The organism is Roseobacter sp. S87 (assembly GCF_055693285.1).
Genome location: NZ_JBVFTR010000004.1, coordinates 601,290 through 620,139 on the forward strand (window position 1 = coordinate 601,290; position 18,850 = coordinate 620,139).

Here is an 18,850-nt window from a genome sequence, read left to right on the forward strand (position 1 = left end):
TTCGCCTCTCCGTCAGCTAATTTCTGCCTTCCGCAGCGCCTGTGGCAGGGCATCGGCCAGAATTTCGATCTGTGCGGGCGTACCGCAGCTGATCCGGATACAGCGGTTCTGCGGTGCGACAAACGGCATGCGCACAAACACCCCGTGGTCGACCAGATGATCCAGCACTTTCTTTGCAAACGCCCCGTCGTGCCCGCAGTCGATACAGACGAAGTTCGCCGCAGAGGGCAGGGGCGTCAGCCCGCAGTCGCGCGCGGTCTCCATGATCCGGAACCGCGAGGCAACGATGCGCGCCAGCACTGACCGCAGCCAGGTCTGGTCATGCAATGCCGCCAGCGCGCCCTCCTGGGCCGCGCGGTTCATGCCAAAATGGTTCCGCACACGGTTGAACGCCGCGATGAGTTCAGGTGCAGCGATAGCATACCCGACCCGTGCGCCGGCCAGCCCGTAGGCTTTGGAGAAAGTCCGCAGTCTGATGATGCGCGGATCATCCCAGGCCAGCGGGATTTCGGCGATATCCGGGGCACATTCGATATATGCCTCGTCGAGCACCAGCAGCGTGCCCTCTGGCAACTCATCCAGCGCTTCCAGCAGTTCGGTGCCCTTGATAAAGCTGCCCATCGGATTGTCAGGATTGGACAGGTACACCAGTTTGGCGTCCGTTTCCGCGGCCTTGCGGAAGAGCGCTACCGGATCCTCATGATCGCGCCGGTAAGGCACTTTATGGAGTTCGCCACCAAAGCCTGCCACATGATAATTGAACGTGGGATAAGCGCCGTCAGAAGTCACAACCGCATCGCCGGGGCCGACCATGAGCCGTACCAGATATCCGAGCAGCCCGTCGATGCCCTCACCGACCATGACCATATCCGGGCTGATGCTGTAGTGATCAGCCAGCGCGTATCGCAGATCGTGGTTTTCCGGATCGCCATACATCCACTGCGGCGTCTCAGCCATGGCACGGATCGCGCTGGGTGAAGGGCCAAAGACGTTTTCGTTGGCACCAAGACGGGCATCAAACAGATGCCCGCGGCTGCGCTCCTGGGTCTCGGGGCCGACGAAGGGTACTGTGTCGGGCAGCGAAGCGGCCAGCGATGTCAGTCGAAAGTGTGTCATTGCCTCTATTAAAACCAGCCTGGCGGTTTGAGCAAGTCTGTCGTTTGCCCCGACGTTTCACTGGAAATGGTGCTGCAACTGCGGTTTTCTGGCGTCAGCATAAAGGAGCAGGCAATGTCCCGGGTCAGCGTAACGGTCACAGATCACATTGCTCACGTCGTGCTGACGCGGGCGGACAAGAAGAATGCGATGGATCAGGCGATGATCGATGGCATTATTGATGCGGCAGGCGTCGTCGCGGCATCTGACGCGCGGGTTGTGGTTCTGTCAGGAGACGGGGGCACTTTCTGTGCGGGAATTGATCTGGGCAGTCTGGGCAGCATGATTGGCAAAGACATGCAGGAGCTGATCGTGCCGCGCACGCATGGACAGGGCACCACGAACCAATGGCAGGAAGTTGTGATGTCCTGGAGGCGGTTGGAAATGCCGGTGATCGCCGCGCTCGAAGGCTCTGTATTCGGCGCCGGTCTGCAACTGGCTCTGGGGGCTGATATCCGGATTGCGGCGCCTGATGCGAAGCTTGCGGTCATGGAAATGAAATGGGGTATTATTCCGGATATGGGGGGCATGCTGTTGCTGCCGTCGCTGGTCCGCGATGACGTCATGCGCCAGCTTGTTTATACAGCGACCCCGGTCAGTGCGGCGCAGGCGGAAACCTGGGGATTGGTAACAACTGTCGCTGACGAGCCGCTGGTTGCAGCCCAGGCGCTGGCCGAACAGATTGCTGCAAAGAGCCCGGCAGCTATTTGGGCTGCCAAAAAACTGATGGGCGACGTGCGTGATATGACGCCAGGAGAGATCCTTATCGCCGAAGCGGAAGCACAGGCCCGGCTTCTGGGGACGCCAGAGCAGATGGAAGTGGTCGCGGCGCAGTTTGCAGGTCGGGCGCCTGTTTTTAAGTAATTGGTGTCTTGTTTGCAAAATGCAGATGGCTTGTTTGCAAATATCTTAACCGACTTATTTCATGAATTTTTTTCGCGCTTCCTGTGCGATGCCGTATCTGAGTTCAAGGTCTGCGATGCGCTGCATCAGCTTACCGCGCTCCGCGTCGCTCTGGCATGCGCCGTACGTTTCCCGAACAGCATCAAGTTCCTTCTTCAGCCGAAATTCTTCCGGCAGGGCGCCTGCTTCGGCCATGATCCGCATGCCTGCAGACAGCGCAGCCTCGTCGTTGGTTTCCACGGGTCGTTCCGGCAGTGGTTTGCCTTCGCCTTCCAGTCCGGACAATTGCCCGGCCGTCCTGGCCTTCGCGATCTGCTGCTCAATCAGTGAACGAAAACTGCGCATACACGCAGTTTAGCCCAGTTCCGCCAACCGCGCGAGCGCCTCGTTCAGACGTGCTTCTTCCTCTTCGCGCAGGGCCAGGTTCGCCCGGGTTTCCTCCACGACTTCTGCAGGTGCAGAGGCGGCGAATTTCGGGTTGTTCAGGCGCCCGCGCAACCCGCCCAGCTCTTTCGCAAGCTTGCCCAGTGACTTCTCAAGGCGCGCTTTTTCCTCCGAGATATCAATAATTTCCGCAAGCGGCAGGCCAAAGGAAGCCCCCTGGACGGCAAGCGATACGGTTCCCTTGGGGAAGCTGTCTGCCGTCGTCAGGTCTTCGACCCGCGCCAGCCGTTTGATCATCGCTTCATTCCGGTCCCATGCTGCCCGGCCCGCGCCGTCGATGTCGGTGACGATCAGCGGAACATAGAGTCCCGCCGGCACGTGCATCTGCGAGCGGGCGGAGCGGATCGCTTCGATCAGGGAGACGACCCAGTTCATTTCCCGGTCGGCGTCCGGATCCACCAGTTCGTCGGCTGTATAGGCGGGCCAGTCCGCGTGTACGAGCATGCCCTCGCGGGTGCCTGTGGCGGCCCAGAGCTCTTCGGTGATGAAGGGCATGACCGGGTGCAGCAGGATCATGCACTGATCCAGAACCCAGGCCATGGTTTCACGGGTTTCTGCTGCAAATTCAGTGTTTTGCTCATCCTGCAGCAGTGGCTTTGACAGCTCCAGATACCAGTCACAGACCTTGCCCCAGACAAAGGCGTAAGCCGCGTTTGCCGCGTCATTGAACCGGTAATTCTGCAGCGCTGCGTCGATCTCTTCGCGCACTTTCGCCGTCTCGCCGATGATCCATTTGTTGACCGCCTGTGTCACGTCGGTTTCGGGTCGGTATGATGTCGGTATTACGTCGGTGCGCGCCGTACGATGGGCAAAGACTTCGTTCATCTCTGCAAAGCGGCATGCATTCCACAGTTTGGTGCCGAAATTGCGGTATCCCTGGATGCGCGCGGTGCTGAGTTTCAGGTCGCGTCCCATGGCGGCCATGGCGGTGAGCGTAAAGCGCACGGCGTCCGCGCCATATTCGTCGATCATGTCGAGCGGGTCGAGCACATTGCCCAAGCTCTTGGACATCTTCTTGCCCTTCTCGTCGCGCACGAGGGCGTGCACATAAACGGTGTCGAAGGGCTTTTGGCCGACCACGGCGTACTGCATCATCATCATCCGGGCGACCCAGAAGAAGATGATATCGAACCCGGTGATCAGCGTGGAGGTGGGGAAGTATTTCTGTAACGCGTCGTTTGCCGCATCCTGTGCCGCATCGCCTGTCCAGCCTAGCGTGCCGATGGGCCAGAGGCCGGAGGAGAACCAAGTGTCGAGCACGTCGGGGTCGCGATAAAGGTAAACCGGATGGCCGTGTTCCGGGGGAAGCGGCATAACACCCCCAGTATTGTATTCAGTGCGATCTTCACCATCAAACGGCGCATGCAATTGCACCCCTTTGCTGGTTTTTACGCCTATCTCGTAAACATCACGCCCATAGAAATCATATGCTTGTTTTCGCAATTCATCTTCGTTTGCGGCGCAGAATGCTTTGAGATACTGCGAGCCGTAGGCCAAATATTTCCCGTCGTCAGTGTCCAACAATCCTGGCCCATACCAAACCGGTATCTGATGTCCCCACCAAAGCTGCCTGGAAATACACCAGGGTTCAATGTTCTCCAGCCAGTTAAAGTAGACCTTCTTGTCCTGTTCGGGGAAGATCTCTGTTTCCCCCGACCGGACCGCGTCTATCGCGGGCTGCACGATCTGTGCCGTGTCCACAAACCACTGGTCTGTGAGCATCGGCTCAATAACAACTTTGGACCTGTCACCAAAGGGTTGCATGATCTTTTTCGACTCGACCAGCGGCACCAGCCGGCTGCTTTCCTGGCCGTCTTCGGGGTCGATGACCGGCTGCACCTGCATGACTGCCAGCCCTTCATCGGTGATCTGCTGGACCACGCGTTTGCGCGCTTCAAAACGGTCCAGACCACGCAGCTCGTCCGGCACCAGGTTCACTGCATCGGCTTCAGCTTCCGACAGGGTCTGACTGCCCTGCGCCACGGCCATGGCGATGCCGGCGGCCTCTGCATAGGCGGCCCCGTCGGCGCGCATTGCGCCCTTAGTGTCCATCAGACGGTACATGGGGATGCCGCCGCGCTTTGCGACCTCATAGTCGTTGAAGTCATGCGCGCCGGTGATCTTGACCGCACCAGAGCCGAACTCCGGGTCCGGGTAGTCATCGGTGATAATCGGGATCAGGCGGCGATGTTCTTTCGGTCCAACGGGAATTTCACATAGTTTTCCGACGATTGGCGCGTAACGCTCATCTGATGGGTGAACCGCAACGGCGCCATCGCCCAGCATGGTTTCCGGTCGCGTGGTGGCGATCGAAATGTAGTCGCGGGTCTCGCGCAGGGTGACGTTCCCGTCCTCATCCTTTTCGATGTATTCATAGGTGGCACCGCCCGCGAGCGGGTATTTGAAATGCCACATGTGACCGTCGACTTCGATGTTTTCGACCTCCAGATCGGAGATCGCGGTCTCGAAATGCGGGTCCCAGTTCACCAGCCGCTTGCCGCGGTAGATCAGGCCCTTGTTGTACATATCAACAAAGACCTTGATGACCGCGTCATGGAAGTTGGGCGCGCCGGTGCCGGCCTCGGGGTCGCCCGGGGCGCCGCCCATGGTGAAGGCTTCGCGCGACCAGTCGCAGGAGGCGCCGAGACGTTTGAGCTGGCCAATGATCGTGCCGCGGGATTTTACCTTTTGTTCCCAAACTCTTTCGAGGAACTTCTCACGTCCCATTTCGGTGCGTGACGGCTCCTGATTGGCGGCCATCTCGCGTTCGGTGACCATCTGGGTGGCGATACCTGCGTGGTCCGTGCCCGGCTGCCACAGGGTGTCGAAGCCGCGCATGCGGTGCCAGCGGATCAGGATGTCCTGCAGCGTGTTGTTGAAGGCATGGCCCATGTGCAGAGAGCCCGTCACATTGGGCGGCGGGATCATGATGGAAAAGGTCTCGTCGCGCGAGGCATTGGCCCCGGCTTTGAAAGCCCCGGCTTTTTCCCAGGCAGCATAGAGCCGTGTTTCGGCTTGTTTTGCGTCAAATGTCTTGTCGAGCGCCATGACGGTATCCTTTGTCCGCGTTGGGCGTTCATCTAGCCGAAGGCGCGGCGAAGGAAAAGGTCAGCCGGACAGTTTGCGCCGTCTTTTGGTGCTGAGCACCCCCGGCAACGCCGGGCGGCGCAGGGTCGCCCTCGATGGGCGGGCCTGCGCCAGGCCCCGGTGCGGCGGTATCAGCGCGTCACCAGCGGCACGCGCACGCCCGCGCGGATGACCCCCGGGTCATAGGGGGCGCGGTCGAAGACCGCCCGCACCATCGGTGCGAAATGCTCCAGTGGCAGCATGTCATAATCCGGATCAAAACTCGCCTGATCCCAGCGTTCGCAAAACGCCGCACAATCGTCGAAATAGGCATGGCCCTTGTATTTGTCGCGTTTGTGCGGGTCTGCGCCGACGTGGTGCCCGTAGTAGATCATCTGGAAATCACCATGCTTTTCGACCACCCAGGTGCATTGTTCGCGCACAAAGGGCCGCAGGATGGTCGCCGCATATTCGTCGTGGTTATAGGGCGCGTAGATATCGCCGATGTCGTGAAGGAGCGCGGAGACGATCCAGTCCACATCGGCACCGTCCCGTTCCGCCCGGGTGGCCGACTGCAGCGAATGACCAAGGCGCGTGACCTGATAACCCGACAGGCTCGCATCCAGGCTCACCATCGCCTCCAGCAGGCGGTCCGCGGTGCCGCGGGTGTATTCGGTCTCGTGTTCAGTCAGGAAGGCATAATCCTCGGCCGTACCATCCTTCATCTGCGTAAAGCTGACCTTGTCCATCATGCGTAGAGATCTCCCTTTCTGTCCGCGCCCTTCATCATTGTCGCTGCCTGAGCGCGCCGGATCTGATCGTAGGTGGCAAGGGCCTGCGGCGTAAAGGGGGCCTGAGGCGCATCGAACCTGTCGAAATGGCCGAAACGGTCCTGGCCGCGGGCGAGCACGGCAAAGTCCCGGTCGCCCACCTGCTGGCTGATGGCGGGGCTGCAGTACCGGATCACAGCAGCGATGCGCCGGTCATCCGTGGTATTTGGCCCCGAGCCGTGGATCATCAGCCCGTGGTGCAGCGATATCTGTCCGGGGTGTATTTCCACCGGTACTTTGTCGTCCGGGTCAACATCCACCCGCACCTCCTGGCCGCGAGAGAGCAGATTATCTTCTGAAAACGTGTCCTCATGCGGCAGGATCGGATTTTTGTGGCTGCCCCGCACGAAATCCATACAGCCGGACGCGGGCGTTGACGGCGAGAGCGCCAGCCAGGCGGTGACCAGCCCGTCAATCTCGCCCAGACCCCAGTATGTCAGGTCCTGGTGCATGGAAACGATATGCCGGGTATGCGGCTCTTTGATGAAGAACTCCACGGAATAGACCATGATGTCCGGCCCGATCACGCCTTCGACCACATCAAGAATGGCAGGATGGTGCCCGATCTGCCAGGCCAGCGGCATCACACAATGCGCGTTGACCCGTTTGTAAGTGCTCAGCGGCAGCGGCAGATCGCTGTCGAGCCAGTCGCGTTCCAGGGTTTCCAGCCCGTCCCGCAGGCCCGCTGCTTCCTCAGCAGACATGACGGGGATGGGAAAGAGATATCCATCCCGGCGGTACCGCGCGGACTGCGCTTCGGTGAGGCGGCCGTTTTCAAGGGGGATCGGGGGTGGCATCGGGTTCCTCCTGTATGGTTGCGGTGCACCCTGGCAGCAATGACGCGGAATGCAGCACGGTGCCTCTTGCCTCTGAGGCCAAGTTTAACTTAGCCTTGGGCCATGTCCCGCGTTCCCTCGCTCAACTGGCTGCGTGTTTTCGAAGTGGCGGCCCGCACGGAAAGCTTTGCCCGGGCGGCGGAGGAGCTGAACCTCTCGTCGGCAGCGGTCAGCCAGCAGATCAGGGCGCTGGAGGACCGTCTGGGTGCGCAGCTGTTCGAGCGGGGCGCACATTCCGTGACACTGACCGATCCGGGCCGGTCCTACCTGCCGACGGTACAGCAGTCGCTGGGGCTGCTCGAGGAAGCCACAACCGGTATTTTCGGCAGCGGGGCAGAGCAGCCGGTTTTTGTGCGCTCGGTGCTTCTCTTTGCGCATGGTATTCTGGCGGGCGGGCTGAAAAGGTTTCACGCTGTGCACCCCCGCGTCCGCCTGACGCTGAACACGGGGAACGCGGCTTCGGATTTTGACGCAGGCTACAGCGACCTGCAGATCGTTTTCGGCACGCCCGGGCAGTTCGGGCGGGATTATGACCCGCTGCTGGGCGAGACGCTGCAGCCGGTAGCCACCCCCGCACTGGCGGCGCAGATTGCGAGCCCTGGCGATCTGGGGGCAGCACCGCTGATTGAGGTGGCCACGCACCGTTCGGGCTGGCGGCATGTGATGCATGAGCTGGGCCAGCCGCTCGCCCCGCTGAAACTGATCCATGCGGACAGTACTGTGATGGCGGCGGCGATGGCGGCACAGGGCGCAGGCGTCATGCTCGCCCGAGCGCCGGCGAGCGATCTGGTGGTCCGGCAGTCGGGCCTGGTACCCTGTGGCGGGGACATCGCCGTGTCCGGCACGGACCGCTATTTTCTGGTCTGCGCGGACCGCAATGCGATGAGACCGGCGGCAAGGGCTTTTCGCAGCTGGCTTCTTGACTATATGAAGGAGATCGGCGGGACCCGTCCTGCCGGCTGAGTGTCCGCGACACCCTGCTGACACAGCACCACCACCCCGCGCCCCGAAGGAGCCCCCATGGATAAATTTGGCAGATCGCAGCCCGTTGTTCGGGTTGAGGATACACGTTTTCTGACCGGTCAGGGCCGCTATGTCGCGGATATTGCGCCGGAAAATGCGCTCACAGGGTTCGTGTTCCGCGCGCCGGTGGCACATGGCGTGATCACCGGTCTCGACCTCTCAGAGGCGCGTGCTGCGCCCGGGGTGCACCTGGTGCTGAGCGTGGAGGACCTGGAGGCGGCGGGCATGGACATTTCCATGCAGGCCAGCGTTGTGAAAAACCGCGATGGCACGGATGGGGCGAACCCGCTGCGCCCGATCCTAGCAAAGGAACGTATGCGGTTCGTGGGCGAGCCGGTGGCCTTTGTGGTGGCGGAAACGCTGGATCAGGCGCGCGATGCCGCCGAGCTGATTGAACTGGAGTACGATGATCTGGACGCGCATATGGACGTCGGCCCGGGCGATGCGGTGATCCATCCCGAGGCCCCTCAGAACCTGGCGTTTGACTGGGGCATGGGCGATGAGGCCGCGACTGAGGCGGCGTTTGAGGCGGCGGCGCACACCGTGTCCCTCGATGTTGGTGACAACCGGATCATCTGTAACGCGATGGAGCCGCGCGGATGCTTTGCGGAATGGGACGGCGCGCGCCTGCATGTGTCGCTGGGCGCACAGGGGGTCTGGGCGCATAAGGCGCAGCTGGCCAAAGCACTGAAGCTGGACCCGGAAGCGGTGCGCGTGACTATTCCTGATGTGGGCGGTGGCTTTGGCATGAAGGCTTTTGCCTACCCAGAGTATTTCCTCTGCGCGCAGTCCGCGCGCGTGCTGGGCCGGCCGGTGGCGTGGGCCTCTGACCGGACGGAGGCGATGCTGAGCGATAACGGCGGGCGCGATCTGACATCGCTGGCCGAATTTGCATTCGATGAGAACCATAAGATCACGGCATACCGTGTGCGCACGCGCTGCAACCTCGGGGCCTATAATTCGCAGTTCGGCCAGCCCATTCAGACGCAGCTCTTCAGCCGGGTTCTGGCAGGCTGTTACGATGTGCAGACCACCTGGCTGCAGGTGGAGGGGTATTACACCAACACGGTGCAGGTTGATGCCTATCGCGGGGCGGGGCGGCCCGAGGCGATTTACGTGCTGGAGCGGCTGATGGACCGGGCGGCGCGCGAGCTGGGGGTGGACCCGTTCGAGCTGCGCCGGATCAACTTCATCCGTCCGGACCAGTTTCCCTATAAGGCGGCGACCGGCGAAACCTATGACGTTGGTGACTTTGGCCGGGTGCAGGCGCGGGCCGAGGCAGAGGCCGATATTGCGGGTTTTGCGGCGCGCCGCGAAGCGGATGCTGCGCGCGGTCTGATGCGGGGGATCGGCGTCTGTTACTATATTGAAAGTATTCTGGGCGATCCTTCGGAAGGCGCATGCGTCGAATTCAACGAGGACGGCACCGTGACGATTTATGTCGGCACACAAAGCACAGGTCAGGGCCACGAGACGGTCTATGCGACATTCCTGTCGGATCAGACAGGGATTCCGGCGGACCGGATCAGTGTTGTGCAGGGTGACAGCGACCGGATCGCCCAGGGCGGCGGGACCGGCGGGTCGCGTTCGGTCACTGTGCAGAACAATGCCACGCTGGCCACTGTTTCAGTTATGACAGAGGCGTTTACGGCGTTTCTGGCGGACGAAATGGGCGTTCCGGCGTCAGAGATCACCTTTGATGATGAACGGTTCCGGGCCGAGGGGTCGAACCTGACGCCCACGATGCTGGAGGTGGCAGAGATGGCCCGCAGCGCGGGCCGCGATGATCTGCTGCGCCATGAGGCACGTGCAAAGCTGGAGGCCCGCAGCTTTCCCAACGGTTGCCATATTTCAGAGGTAACAGTGGACCCGGAGACCGGAGTGACCGCTGTGGACCGTTATACTGTCGTAGATGATTTTGGCAATCTTATCAATCCGATGCTGGCCATAGGTCAGGTGCATGGCGGGGTTGTTCAGGGGATCGGTCAGGCAATCACAGAGCATGTTGTCTATGATGAAGACGGCCAGTTGCTCACGGCATCGTTCATGGACTACGCCTTGCCGCGCGCCGATGACGTGCCCAATATTTCATTTACGTCCGAACCGGTACCATCGACGGCGAACGTCATGGGGATGAAGGGCTGTGGCGAGGCAGGCACCGTGGGTGCGCTGGCCGCTGTGGCCAATGCGGTTCAGGACGCGCTCTGGGCGCGGGGGGTACGTCAGGCTGACATGCCCTTTACGCCGCACAAAGTATGGGAGCTTCTGAACAGTGAGGGTATCGCTGCGGAATAACGGAGTATTCGACTGGCTGGGCACCCGTCTGTGGCGCCGCCCTGCCAGCGATTTCGGCCCCAGGCGGGGTCCCGTTATTCATGTGGTGATCCTGGATGGCACGCTGTCTTCGCTGGAGCCCGGCTGTGAGACCAATGCGGGCACGGCGTATAAGCTGCTGCGCGAAACGGTGCATCAGGTGTCGCTGTTTTATGAGCCGGGCGTGCAGTGGCGCAGCTGGCGGTCTGCGCTGGATGTGATGATGGGGCGGGGGATCAACCGTCAGATCCGCCGCGCGTATGGCTATCTCGCCTCGCGCTACCGGCCGGGCGACCGGATTTTCCTGCTGGGCTATTCGCGCGGGGCCTACGCGGTGCGCAGTCTGGCGGGCGTGATTGATCTGGTGGGGCTGCTGCGCGCCGAAGAGGCGACCGAGCGCAATATCCGCGAGGTTTACCGGCACTACCAGAATGATCCGTCCAGCGACGCGGCGGGCGTGTTCTCCAGGATGCATTGTCATGATGTGACGGAGATCGAGATGATCGGCGTCTGGGATACGGTCAAATCGCTGGGCATCAATATGCCCTGGCTCTGGCGGCTCTCTGAGAAAAAGCATGCGTTTCATAACCATGAACTGAGCCACAACGTGCGCGCCGGGTATCAGGCACTGGCACTGGACGAGACGCGTGTGGCCTATTCACCGGTTCTGTGGACAACGCCCGAAGGGTATCCGGGGCGTGTGGAGCAGCTGTGGTTTCCCGGCACCCATGGTGATGTGGGCGGGCAGCTGGGGGGTATGAGCCGGCGCGGCCGCTGGCCAATATTCCACTGGTCTGGATGCTGGAGCAGGCGCAGAAGCGCGGTCTGCCGCTGCCCGCCGGCTGGTCCCAGCGGTTTGCACGGGACGCGACCGCGCCGATGCTGGGCACTTTCCGGGGGCACGGGCGCTGGCTCGTGTCGCGTCGTCCGCGCCTGTCGCTTCGGGACAGCTCGGAACGGGTGCACGACAGCGTTGCAATACGGCAGGCAGCGCTGCCCAAACCGACCGGGTGGCGGGTGAGCGGCAGGACGGTCTGACGCCGCCCTTTTTCAGCCACCTTCCCATCGTAGCCTGCGCACAGGACAAACAACGGGTCGGCATGTCAAAGCTCTTTGGTACAGCAATTTTGATAACAGGACTGGCTGTTCCGGTGCAGGGCGGCCAGCCTATCAGCGAGAGCATGGTTCAGTGCGGCGCGCTTTATGCTGTCGCCGCGGAATGGGTGTCCGAAGGCGAGGCGCAACAGCGCCTCATCCGGATGGCCGGTGTCTGGGAAGACGCGGCCTATACCCGCGCGCACGGCGAAGGGCGTGCGGTCGCTGGGGCCTGGGTCGCGGAGACCTGGCGCGGCAAATGCAATTACTGGGCGGACAAGGGCGCGCTCTACGTTTTTACGCAGGATTTCAGAGACTGGACATCCTATTGCCGGGCACTGGCGCAGCATGAGGGTCTTGCCACCGATCCGGGCTGAGATCACAGGCTGGCGGGTTGGTGCAGCCGACCTGAAACCGGCGTTGCCGAGGTGTTCAGGGCGCGGCGTTTGCCGCCTGATGCAGGCCGCGCAGATAGGCCCGTGACAGCACAGCGGCCGTAACCGCCAGGGCGAACCCCTGACCGAACCCGAAGAGCAGGAATTCGATCACCAGGCCCATGGCCGTGAAGTCAGACAGGTGGATCCAGTCGTAACTATAGACCCCAACGGTTTTAAGCAGGGCTCCAAGGACGAGTAAAAGAACCCAGATCAGTCCCGGACCCATAAAAAGCCCGAATAATACGCGGAAAAACGACACCCGTGCGCGCTTCAGCGCCGGGCCAAGACCCGCCTGGTGGTCGATCACCGCGGCGGGAACGGCTGTGCCGAAGAGGGCGAGAAAAATCCAGTAGGGGATCAGAGCTGCCAGAAGTGCCAGCCCGATATGCCCATCCGGGCCAAGGTTCTGACGGGCGGCCAGCGGTTGAATCACCGTGTAGGACCCGAGTATCAGAAAGATCCCCATCAACGAAATACCGGCCATCAAAAGCCAGAATTTCAGTTTTGGCTGCGCAGGGTAATCCGTATCCGGCAGCACCGGATCAACGGGTGATACTGCGCCAGACGGGCTGCCCAGCAATATGGTCCGGTGCAGCATGAACAGAATCAAGGCGGACAGGACAAGTTTTGCGCCTGCCGCACCTCCGCCCAGGCCAAATGTTTCCAGACCGATATTGAGGGCGGGCACAAGCAGCAGGAACAGCAGGTTTGCGCGGAATGCTGTGGCGGCGAGACGGAGTGTTTGCACGGAAGGAATTTTCCTGATTCAGGTCTTGCTGACCCTGGTATTTTGCCATTTATGATTCAGATTAAAAGGTATAAAAATTGGTAATTTACATCCATTTATTAATGTGATGCATAAAGATCAGGCAATTTTCATGATGATGCATGTTGTCGACCCGGTGGCATAGAGTTTGCCGTCCTCGCGGCCCCGGATTTCGCCGTGTGCCACACCGGTTGAGCGGCCCGCGTGATCGACGGTCGCCACACAGTCCACCACTGTGCCGGGCCGGATGGCGCGGGCGATATTCACCTTGTATTCCAGCGTGGTGTAGACGGAGCCTTTGGGCACCATTGTCATCACAGCACAGCCAAGCGCGCTGTCCAGAAGTGCGCCATACCAGCCGCCGTGCACGGCACCGCTTGGGTTCAGTGCGCCGAAGGCAGGGGTGCCGGTGAAAGTTACGCGGCCCTCGGCCACCTCCAGCAGATCAAAACCGAGGGTTTCAGCAATCGGCGCTCCGGCGATTTTGTCGTCCAGAATGCCCTGCATAAACTCCAGGCCCGACATGGTGATGATCTTTTCGGGCGGCAGCAGATCGCTGGGTGATTTCGCGGCAAACGTCATGAAGATCTCCGGGCTGGTGTCACCCGGAGGCTAGGCAGTCAGGTGTCTGTGCTCAAGGGGTTACGCAACGTCGCGGACACCGGTCGCGGCCTGGGTGACGCCAAGCGCATGACAGATTTCGCGGGTCAGTTCGGGACGGTTCAGCGTGTAGAAATGCAGGTTTTCCACGCCCTCATCCACCAGCTCGGAACACATCTCGGTGCAGACGGCGCGCGCCAGCAGGTCGTGTCGGTCGTCGCGGATCGCGGTTTCAAAGGCCTGGTCCAGCCAGGCAGGCACGCTGGTGCCACAGCGGGTGGCAAAGGCGCGGGCATTTTTCCAGTTGGTCACCGGCAGGATGCCGGGCGTGATCGGCGCGTCAATACCGGCTTTGACGCAGTCATCGCGGAACCGCAGAAAGGTTTCGGCCTCAAAAAAGAACTGGGTGATGGCCTCTGCCGCGCCCGCGTCGATTTTGGCTTTCAGCCAGTTGATACTGTCCTGCTGGCTGCGCGCCTCCGGGTGCTTTTCCGGGTAGGCGCCGACGCGCAGGGTGAACTGCCCGGTTTCCGCAAGCGCACTGATGAGGTCGACCGAGCTGGCAAAACCGTCTTCGTGCGGTGTGAAGCCGTCCGATCCCTCGGGCGGGTCGCCGCGCAGGGCAACAAGGTCGGTGACCCCGGCTTTGGCAAAGCGCTGGGCGATGGCCATGGTTTCGGACTTTGTGGCGCCGACACAGGTCAGGTGTGCGGCCACCGGCAGCCCGGAGGTCTTGCGCAGCGTGAAAGCGGCGTCATGGGTCAGGTCGCGGGTTGATCCGCCCGCGCCATAGGTCACCGAAAAGAAGCGCGGTTCCAGCGGCGCAAGCGCCTGCGCGGTATCCCACAGCCGGAAAGAGGCGTCGATGGATCTTGGCGGGAAGACCTCAAAGGATACGGCGGGTGTTGTCATCGGGGCGAGCTCCTCTTGATTTCGCATCTTGTGCCACATCCGGAATAATGAGACAAACTCATAACTTTCATCTTTAACATGAGTTCGGCATGCATATTGAGTTCCGCCATCTGCGCACCATTCAGGCCATTCACCGGGCAGGCGGGCTGGCACGGGCGGCGGATCTGCTGCACATCACCCAGTCGGCGCTGAGCCATCAGATCAAGGGTCTGGAGGACCAGGCGGGGGTCGAGCTGTTTGTGCGGCGGTCCAAGCCGCTTAAGCTGTCTCCGGCCGGGTTGCGGCTGCTGAAGCTGGCCGAACAGGTGCTGCCGCAGATCGAGGCGCTGCAGGAGGAATTCAGCGGGTTGCGCGCGGGCAGCACGGGCCGGATGCATATCGCGATTGAGTGTCACGCCTGTTTTGAGTGGCTGTTCCCGGTGCTGGAGCAGTTCCGCAAAAGCTGGGGCGATGTGGATGTGGACATCCGGCCGGGCCTGGCCTTTGAAGCGCTGCCGGCGCTGCTGAAAGAAGAAGTGGATCTGGTGGTGTCGTCTGATCCGGAAGACCTGCCGGGCGTTGAATTTGTGGAACTCTTTGATTACGCGCCGGTTTTTGTGGCCTCCAGCGCGCATCCGCTGGCGCAGAAGCCTTTTGTCGAGGCGGTGGATTTCCGCGGCGAGACGCTGATTACCTATCCGGTGGAGCGGTCGCGTCTGGATGTATTCAGCCAGTTGCTGATCCCGGCCAAAGTGGAGCCCGCGGGCATCCGCCAGGTCGAACTGACGGCGGTGATCCTGCTGCTGGTCGCGTCGAACCGGGGTGTTTCCGTGCTGCCGGACTGGGTGGTGCGCGAGGTCAAATATTCCTCTGATTATGTCACCCGCCCGCTGACGAAGGCGGGTATTACGCGCAGGCTCTATGCGGCAGTGCGCACCGATGACTTGGACAAGCCGTTCATGCAGAGCCTGCTGAAGCTGGCAGGTGAGGAAGCGCGGAAACTGCAGGCGCAGTAGCGCCGCCAGTCAGCTTTCTTCGGGCGGGTTGGTGTCGTCCAGAAGTTCCGCCTGGTCCAGCGGTTCCCCGGTTTCCGTATCGCTGGCGTCATCCGGCTTGGACAGTGCCTCTTCAACTTCTTCCGGGGTCGGGTTGGAAGCGCGCACGGCATCAAGGACCTGTTCTTCGGGGCTGATGTAGCCTTCAGAAAGGCCCGGATCGGGCGCGTCAAGCGACCCTTTGTACTCGGACAAGAGAGCGTCCTCAGCCTCCCTTACTGCGCTGCTGGCCTCACCGACTGCGTCGAGCGTCGCCACAGCGGAGGCAACCGCCGCATCATCGGGCCGCGTTGCGACTGTTCCGTCGTCGCTGGTGACAACTTCCTGCGCTGCCGCGACCTGATCAGCGGTTATTTCGGGGTAGTCGTTGATTGCCGCAATTTCCTCATCGGTGATATCTGCGCCCAGAACATCGAGCGCTGCGGTGATTTCTTCCTCGGTTGCATCGGGGTTCGACAGAGTCGCAACTGCCTGCCGCTCCTCTGCGGTGGGCTGACCGGCTGCCACATCAAGCACTTCAAAAGCCGCTGCGAGCGCCAGCGTTTCAGTCGCCGCTTCAAAGTCGACGGACAGTTCCGCCAGGCCGGCATCTGCCGCTGCAAGGGCTGCTGCAAGGCCTACGGGACCGTTGAAGTTGCCATTCCGCAGATGCGCCAGTTTGGCGTTCGGGCTGGAATTGATCGCGCCGTTCAGTTTGCCAAGGTTGCTGGGGTGCAGCGTGCCTTTGACCGGGCGTGTCGCCGGGCGCAGGCTGGCTTTTACTTCCGGGGCGCTGCGCGTTGGTTTTGAGGCCTGCCGCACCTGTTTTGCCTCGGTGCGGCTGTTTTTACTTTTGCCAAAGATGCCTTTTATCGTTTCGCGGAACGATCCCGCTTTCGCTTTGCTCCTGCCATTGGCAGACTTGTCTTTGCTGCGGCCCAGCCCTTTTGCCTTGCCATCCGACCCGCTTTTACCGGCGCTTTTTCCGTTGTCGCCGCCGTTGCCGCCACCATTCCCACCGCCGTTGCCGCCACCATTGCCGCCGCCGTTTCCTCCACCATTGCCGCCGCCGTTTCCACCACCGTTTTTGGCATAGGCGTAGTCTGCGGTGATTACTGTCACTGTCGGGGCGACGAAGAACGCACTGATTGCCAGTGCTGAGACACCGATTTTAAGGAAGTTGAGCATGGGGCACTCCGTCGTTGTCCGCGCGTATATTCTCTTATGTCTGCACCGCGTTAGACCAGAATTATGTCAATATCTGGCCGTTCAGGCCAGATATTGCCTGTTTTGGCGCGCCGCAGACGCCTGCGTCGGGCGCGCCATGCCGTTGCGGGTATCATGGCAGAATCGGATGTTTCGGACGGGAATGCCCGCGTCAGGTCAGCGCGCCAGGCGCGCTGCGCGTCCGCCGCGGCGTTTTGTGAGCTGACCCGCACGGGAGGGCAGGTCGTCCACGACAGCGCGGCGTTCGCCAGGTGACATCCGCGACCACTGCGTGATTTCGTCGATCGAGCGAAGACAGCCGGTGCACAGCCTGACCTCAGGGTGCACAACGCAGATCTTCACGCAGGGGCTCTGCACCTCGTCACGCTGCCAGATGTCGTCAGTCATGATGTTCCTTCCTGAGTGCGCAGGACGCGGATCCGGTCCAGCGCTCCCTGCAGGATATACCCGGCGGCCACGTGGTCGATGACCTCGGCGCGACGTTTTCGGGACGTATCCGCCTCCAGCAGCGCGCGTTCGGCGGCCACGGTCGACAGACGTTCGTCCCAGAAAGTAACGGGCAGATCAAATCCGTCGAGCCGGTCGAGGTTGCGGGCAAAGGCGCGGGTCGACTGGCAGCGCGGCCCTTCGGAGCCGTCCATGTTGCGTGGCAGGCCCAGGACGATGCCGCCGATGTTGCGGGCGGAGAGAATTTTCATCAGGGCCGCTGCATCGGCTGAGAACTTTTTGCGCCGGATCGTCTCCAGCGGGGTGGCCACTGACCAAAAGGTATCCGAGACCGCCACACCGATGGTTGCTGTGCCGAGATCAAGACCTGCCAGGCTGCGCATCGGGGGCAGGGCCGCCAGAAATTCTTCGGGAGTCTCAAAGATCATTCGGCAACCTGAGCCCGCTGGCCCGCCCGCAGCAGCAGGTCAAGCGCGCGGGTGTCATCTCCGAAAACCTGCACGGCATTGTCATAGACCGCACGTGCCTGTGCTGTCTGTCCCAGTACGCCGAGGGCGGTAATCAGCTGGGCCCAGTCCTCGACCGGGCCGCCTTCGGTGGCGAGCCGGTCCGAGAGGCCCGAAACCATATTGCCGATCATTTCCATGCGCTCCGCCGGGCTCAGATCGCCAGCCGCCTCAATGTCTGCTGCGGTGGGGCCGCGCCCGCCGCCGATCTCCGGGATCTGGTAGTTGACGCCTGCACGGAAGGCCATGTCCTCGATCTGCGCCAGCACCGGTTCAATCCAGGGCGCGTCGGGCGGCCCCTCGCGCAGCAGGCCGTCCCAGATGCGGAAAGCAGTGTCGGGGCGCCCGGTCTGGGCCATCATGAGGCCGAAATAATAGCGCGCGGTGCCGTTGGCCGGGTCCATGGTGAGCGCGGTGTTCAGCGCGTTTTCTGCCTCGGGCGAGACGTAGCCGCCTGCTGCCAGCACCAGCATATCCGCATAATCGGTGAAATCGACCACCGAGGCTTCCGGGCCACGGATACGGATCACGCCGGCCAGCGCCTCCGCGGCGGCGGGGAAATTGTTGAGGTTGGCCTCGTTGCGGGCCAGCAGGATATGGCCCTGCAGATCGTCGGGGCGCTGCGCCACGGTCTCCCGCAGCTGTTCCACAAGGGCGATGTAATCGGGGCTGGCGTTCGCAGGGGTCTGGACGGCGGGCAGGCTGGCTTCGGCGGCGGCCTGCGAGGGGCGTCCCGCGCGGCGTTCTTCGGCCATTGCAATACGGTTCTGCAGGCTCAGATCGCCATACCCCGGTGCGCCCAGCTGGGTGTAAAGCCCGATACTGCCGCCAATGAGTACAAGGGCCAGCAGGGCGGAAACGATGGCAGGGGCGCCTTTGTGATCATCCTCTCCGGCTTCTTCGGCGCGCAGGGCGGCGTCGGCGGCCAGAATACGGCGGGAGATTTCCGCGCGCACGCGTTCTGCATCCGCAGCACTCACCACGCCCCGTGCGAGATCCTTTTCCACTTCGCGCAGCTGATCACGGTAAACACGCAGATCATAGGCCGCCGCAGGTTCTGAACCGCCCGTGCGGGGCGCACGCATCGCCAGTGCAATAAGCACTGAAATGATGACCGCGAGGCCTGCTGTGACGATCCAGAAAGTCATTGTGTTTCCTCAGACTGTGGCCTGACATGTAGCGGCTGTGTGCCCAGGTAAAAAGAGGCAAAAGGCCACGGCCCCGTCACAGCTCTGTGCAATTGCGCCGCGTGTCGCAAACATGTCAGGATGTGACGC

17 protein-coding genes and 1 pseudogene are annotated in these 18,850 nt (G+C 61.8%); 6 read left to right on the forward strand and 12 right to left on the reverse strand.

Annotated elements, in window-relative coordinates:
- Positions 1-12: 12 nt before the first annotated feature.
- Positions 13-1,116: a pyridoxal phosphate-dependent aminotransferase gene (locus tag ACZ1HA_RS03820; protein ID WP_472712932.1), complete on the reverse strand. Its 1,104-nt coding sequence runs from the start codon at positions 1,114-1,116 to the stop codon at positions 13-15.
- A gap of 114 nt (positions 1,117-1,230) precedes the next feature.
- On the opposite strand from ACZ1HA_RS03820, the gene ACZ1HA_RS03825 reads away from it, so the two are divergent.
- Positions 1,231-2,019, forward strand: a complete 789-nt coding sequence (locus ACZ1HA_RS03825; protein ID WP_472712933.1) for a crotonase/enoyl-CoA hydratase family protein — start codon at positions 1,231-1,233, stop codon at positions 2,017-2,019.
- Between the two features lie 54 nt (positions 2,020-2,073).
- Here the strand turns inward: ACZ1HA_RS03825 and ACZ1HA_RS03830 are convergent, their stop codons facing one another.
- The 4 genes from ACZ1HA_RS03830 to ACZ1HA_RS03845 all read right to left on the reverse strand — a co-directional run bounded on the left by ACZ1HA_RS03830 (position 2,074) and on the right by ACZ1HA_RS03845 (position 7,195).
- A complete protein-coding gene (locus ACZ1HA_RS03830) occupies positions 2,074-2,403 on the reverse strand; it encodes a DnaJ family domain-containing protein (RefSeq protein WP_472712934.1) in 330 nt (109 codons plus the stop codon).
- 9 nt (positions 2,404-2,412) lie between these two features.
- Complete coding sequence (locus ACZ1HA_RS03835) at positions 2,413-5,550, reverse strand: valine--tRNA ligase (protein ID WP_472712935.1); 3,138 nt, start codon at positions 5,548-5,550, stop codon at positions 2,413-2,415.
- Between the two features lie 170 nt (positions 5,551-5,720).
- Positions 5,721-6,317, reverse strand: a complete 597-nt coding sequence (locus ACZ1HA_RS03840; protein WP_472715278.1) for an HD domain-containing protein — start codon at positions 6,315-6,317, stop codon at positions 5,721-5,723.
- Positions 6,317-7,195, reverse strand: a complete 879-nt coding sequence (locus tag ACZ1HA_RS03845; RefSeq protein WP_472712936.1) for a phytanoyl-CoA dioxygenase family protein — start codon at positions 7,193-7,195, stop codon at positions 6,317-6,319. Before ACZ1HA_RS03845 ends, ACZ1HA_RS03840 begins: the two co-directional genes overlap by 1 nt.
- A gap of 102 nt (positions 7,196-7,297) precedes the next feature.
- On the opposite strand from ACZ1HA_RS03845, the gene ACZ1HA_RS03850 reads away from it, so the two are divergent.
- The 4 genes and pseudogenes from ACZ1HA_RS03850 to ACZ1HA_RS03865 all read left to right on the forward strand — a co-directional run bounded on the left by ACZ1HA_RS03850 (position 7,298) and on the right by ACZ1HA_RS03865 (position 12,042).
- Positions 7,298-8,197: a LysR family transcriptional regulator gene (locus ACZ1HA_RS03850; protein WP_472712937.1), complete on the forward strand. Its 900-nt coding sequence runs from the start codon at positions 7,298-7,300 to the stop codon at positions 8,195-8,197.
- Between the two features lie 57 nt (positions 8,198-8,254).
- Positions 8,255-10,552 (forward strand): xanthine dehydrogenase family protein molybdopterin-binding subunit, encoded by a 2,298-nt coding sequence (locus ACZ1HA_RS03855; protein ID WP_472712938.1) that lies wholly within the window; start codon positions 8,255-8,257, stop codon positions 10,550-10,552.
- Positions 10,530-11,608 (forward strand): annotated as a pseudogene (locus tag ACZ1HA_RS03860) (DUF2235 domain-containing protein). Before ACZ1HA_RS03855 ends, ACZ1HA_RS03860 begins: the two are co-directional and overlap by 23 nt.
- Before the next feature lie 89 nt (positions 11,609-11,697).
- A complete protein-coding gene (locus ACZ1HA_RS03865; RefSeq protein WP_472712939.1) occupies positions 11,698-12,042 on the forward strand; it encodes a hypothetical protein in 345 nt (114 codons plus the stop codon).
- 55 nt (positions 12,043-12,097) lie between these two features.
- Here the strand turns inward: ACZ1HA_RS03865 and ACZ1HA_RS03870 are convergent, their stop codons facing one another.
- The 3 genes from ACZ1HA_RS03870 to metF form a co-directional block, all read right to left on the reverse strand.
- Positions 12,098-12,850 carry a hypothetical protein gene (locus ACZ1HA_RS03870; protein WP_472712940.1) on the reverse strand — a complete coding sequence of 251 codons (753 nt, stop codon included), beginning with the start codon at positions 12,848-12,850 and terminating at the stop codon, positions 12,098-12,100.
- 117 nt (positions 12,851-12,967) lie between these two features.
- A complete protein-coding gene (locus ACZ1HA_RS03875) occupies positions 12,968-13,450 on the reverse strand; it encodes a PaaI family thioesterase (protein WP_472712941.1) in 483 nt (160 codons plus the stop codon).
- Positions 13,451-13,510: 60 nt separating this feature from the next.
- Positions 13,511-14,380 carry a methylenetetrahydrofolate reductase [NAD(P)H] gene (gene metF / locus ACZ1HA_RS03880; protein WP_375228285.1) on the reverse strand — a complete coding sequence of 290 codons (870 nt, stop codon included), beginning with the start codon at positions 14,378-14,380 and terminating at the stop codon, positions 13,511-13,513.
- An 89-nt stretch (positions 14,381-14,469) separates the two neighbouring features.
- On the opposite strand from metF, the gene ACZ1HA_RS03885 reads away from it, so the two are divergent.
- On the forward strand, positions 14,470-15,375 hold the full coding sequence (locus ACZ1HA_RS03885; protein WP_472712942.1) for a LysR family transcriptional regulator: 906 nt from the start codon (positions 14,470-14,472) through the stop codon (positions 15,373-15,375).
- A gap of 9 nt (positions 15,376-15,384) precedes the next feature.
- Here the strand turns inward: ACZ1HA_RS03885 and ACZ1HA_RS03890 are convergent, their stop codons facing one another.
- From ACZ1HA_RS03890 to ccmI, 4 genes are all read right to left on the reverse strand, one after another.
- A complete protein-coding gene (locus tag ACZ1HA_RS03890) occupies positions 15,385-16,581 on the reverse strand; it encodes a hypothetical protein (RefSeq protein WP_472712943.1) in 1,197 nt (398 codons plus the stop codon).
- A 195-nt stretch (positions 16,582-16,776) separates the two neighbouring features.
- Positions 16,777-17,007, reverse strand: coding sequence for a DUF1289 domain-containing protein (locus ACZ1HA_RS03895; RefSeq protein WP_472712944.1), 231 nt, complete (start codon positions 17,005-17,007; stop codon positions 16,777-16,779).
- On the reverse strand, positions 17,004-17,495 hold the full coding sequence (ruvX, locus tag ACZ1HA_RS03900; protein WP_472712945.1) for a Holliday junction resolvase RuvX: 492 nt from the start codon (positions 17,493-17,495) through the stop codon (positions 17,004-17,006). Before ruvX ends, ACZ1HA_RS03895 begins: the two co-directional genes overlap by 4 nt.
- The gene (gene ccmI, locus ACZ1HA_RS03905) at positions 17,492-18,721 is read right to left on the reverse strand and encodes a c-type cytochrome biogenesis protein CcmI (RefSeq protein WP_472712946.1); all 1,230 of its coding nucleotides are present in this window, start codon (positions 18,719-18,721) and stop codon (positions 17,492-17,494) included. The genes ruvX and ccmI overlap by 4 nt, the downstream gene beginning before the upstream one ends.
- Between the last annotated feature and the right edge of the window lie 129 nt (positions 18,722-18,850).

Bases quoted from the DNA above. Each gene is read 5' to 3' on its own strand.
- ACZ1HA_RS03820 (WP_472712932.1), bottom strand. From the start codon at position 1,116: ATGACACACTTTCGACTGACATCGCTGGCCGCTTCGCTGCCCGACACA.
- ACZ1HA_RS03825 (WP_472712933.1), top strand. From the start codon at position 1,231: ATGTCCCGGGTCAGCGTAACGGTCACAGATCACATTGCTCACGTCGTG.
- ACZ1HA_RS03830 (WP_472712934.1), bottom strand. From the start codon at position 2,403: ATGCGCAGTTTTCGTTCACTGATTGAGCAGCAGATCGCGAAGGCCAGG.
- ACZ1HA_RS03835 (WP_472712935.1), bottom strand. From the start codon at position 5,550: ATGGCGCTCGACAAGACATTTGACGCAAAACAAGCCGAAACACGGCTC.
- ACZ1HA_RS03840 (WP_472715278.1), bottom strand. From the start codon at position 6,317: ATGGACAAGGTCAGCTTTACGCAGATGAAGGATGGTACGGCCGAGGAT.
- ACZ1HA_RS03845 (WP_472712936.1), bottom strand. From the start codon at position 7,195: ATGCCACCCCCGATCCCCCTTGAAAACGGCCGCCTCACCGAAGCGCAG.
- ACZ1HA_RS03850 (WP_472712937.1), top strand. From the start codon at position 7,298: ATGTCCCGCGTTCCCTCGCTCAACTGGCTGCGTGTTTTCGAAGTGGCG.
- ACZ1HA_RS03855 (WP_472712938.1), top strand. From the start codon at position 8,255: ATGGATAAATTTGGCAGATCGCAGCCCGTTGTTCGGGTTGAGGATACA.
- ACZ1HA_RS03875 (WP_472712941.1), bottom strand. From the start codon at position 13,450: ATGACGTTTGCCGCGAAATCACCCAGCGATCTGCTGCCGCCCGAAAAG.
- metF (WP_375228285.1), bottom strand. From the start codon at position 14,380: ATGACAACACCCGCCGTATCCTTTGAGGTCTTCCCGCCAAGATCCATC.
- ACZ1HA_RS03885 (WP_472712942.1), top strand. From the start codon at position 14,470: ATGCATATTGAGTTCCGCCATCTGCGCACCATTCAGGCCATTCACCGG.
- ACZ1HA_RS03890 (WP_472712943.1), bottom strand. From the start codon at position 16,581: ATGCTCAACTTCCTTAAAATCGGTGTCTCAGCACTGGCAATCAGTGCG.
- ACZ1HA_RS03895 (WP_472712944.1), bottom strand. From the start codon at position 17,007: ATGACTGACGACATCTGGCAGCGTGACGAGGTGCAGAGCCCCTGCGTG.
- ruvX (WP_472712945.1), bottom strand. From the start codon at position 17,495: ATGATCTTTGAGACTCCCGAAGAATTTCTGGCGGCCCTGCCCCCGATG.
- ccmI (WP_472712946.1), bottom strand. From the start codon at position 18,721: ATGACTTTCTGGATCGTCACAGCAGGCCTCGCGGTCATCATTTCAGTG.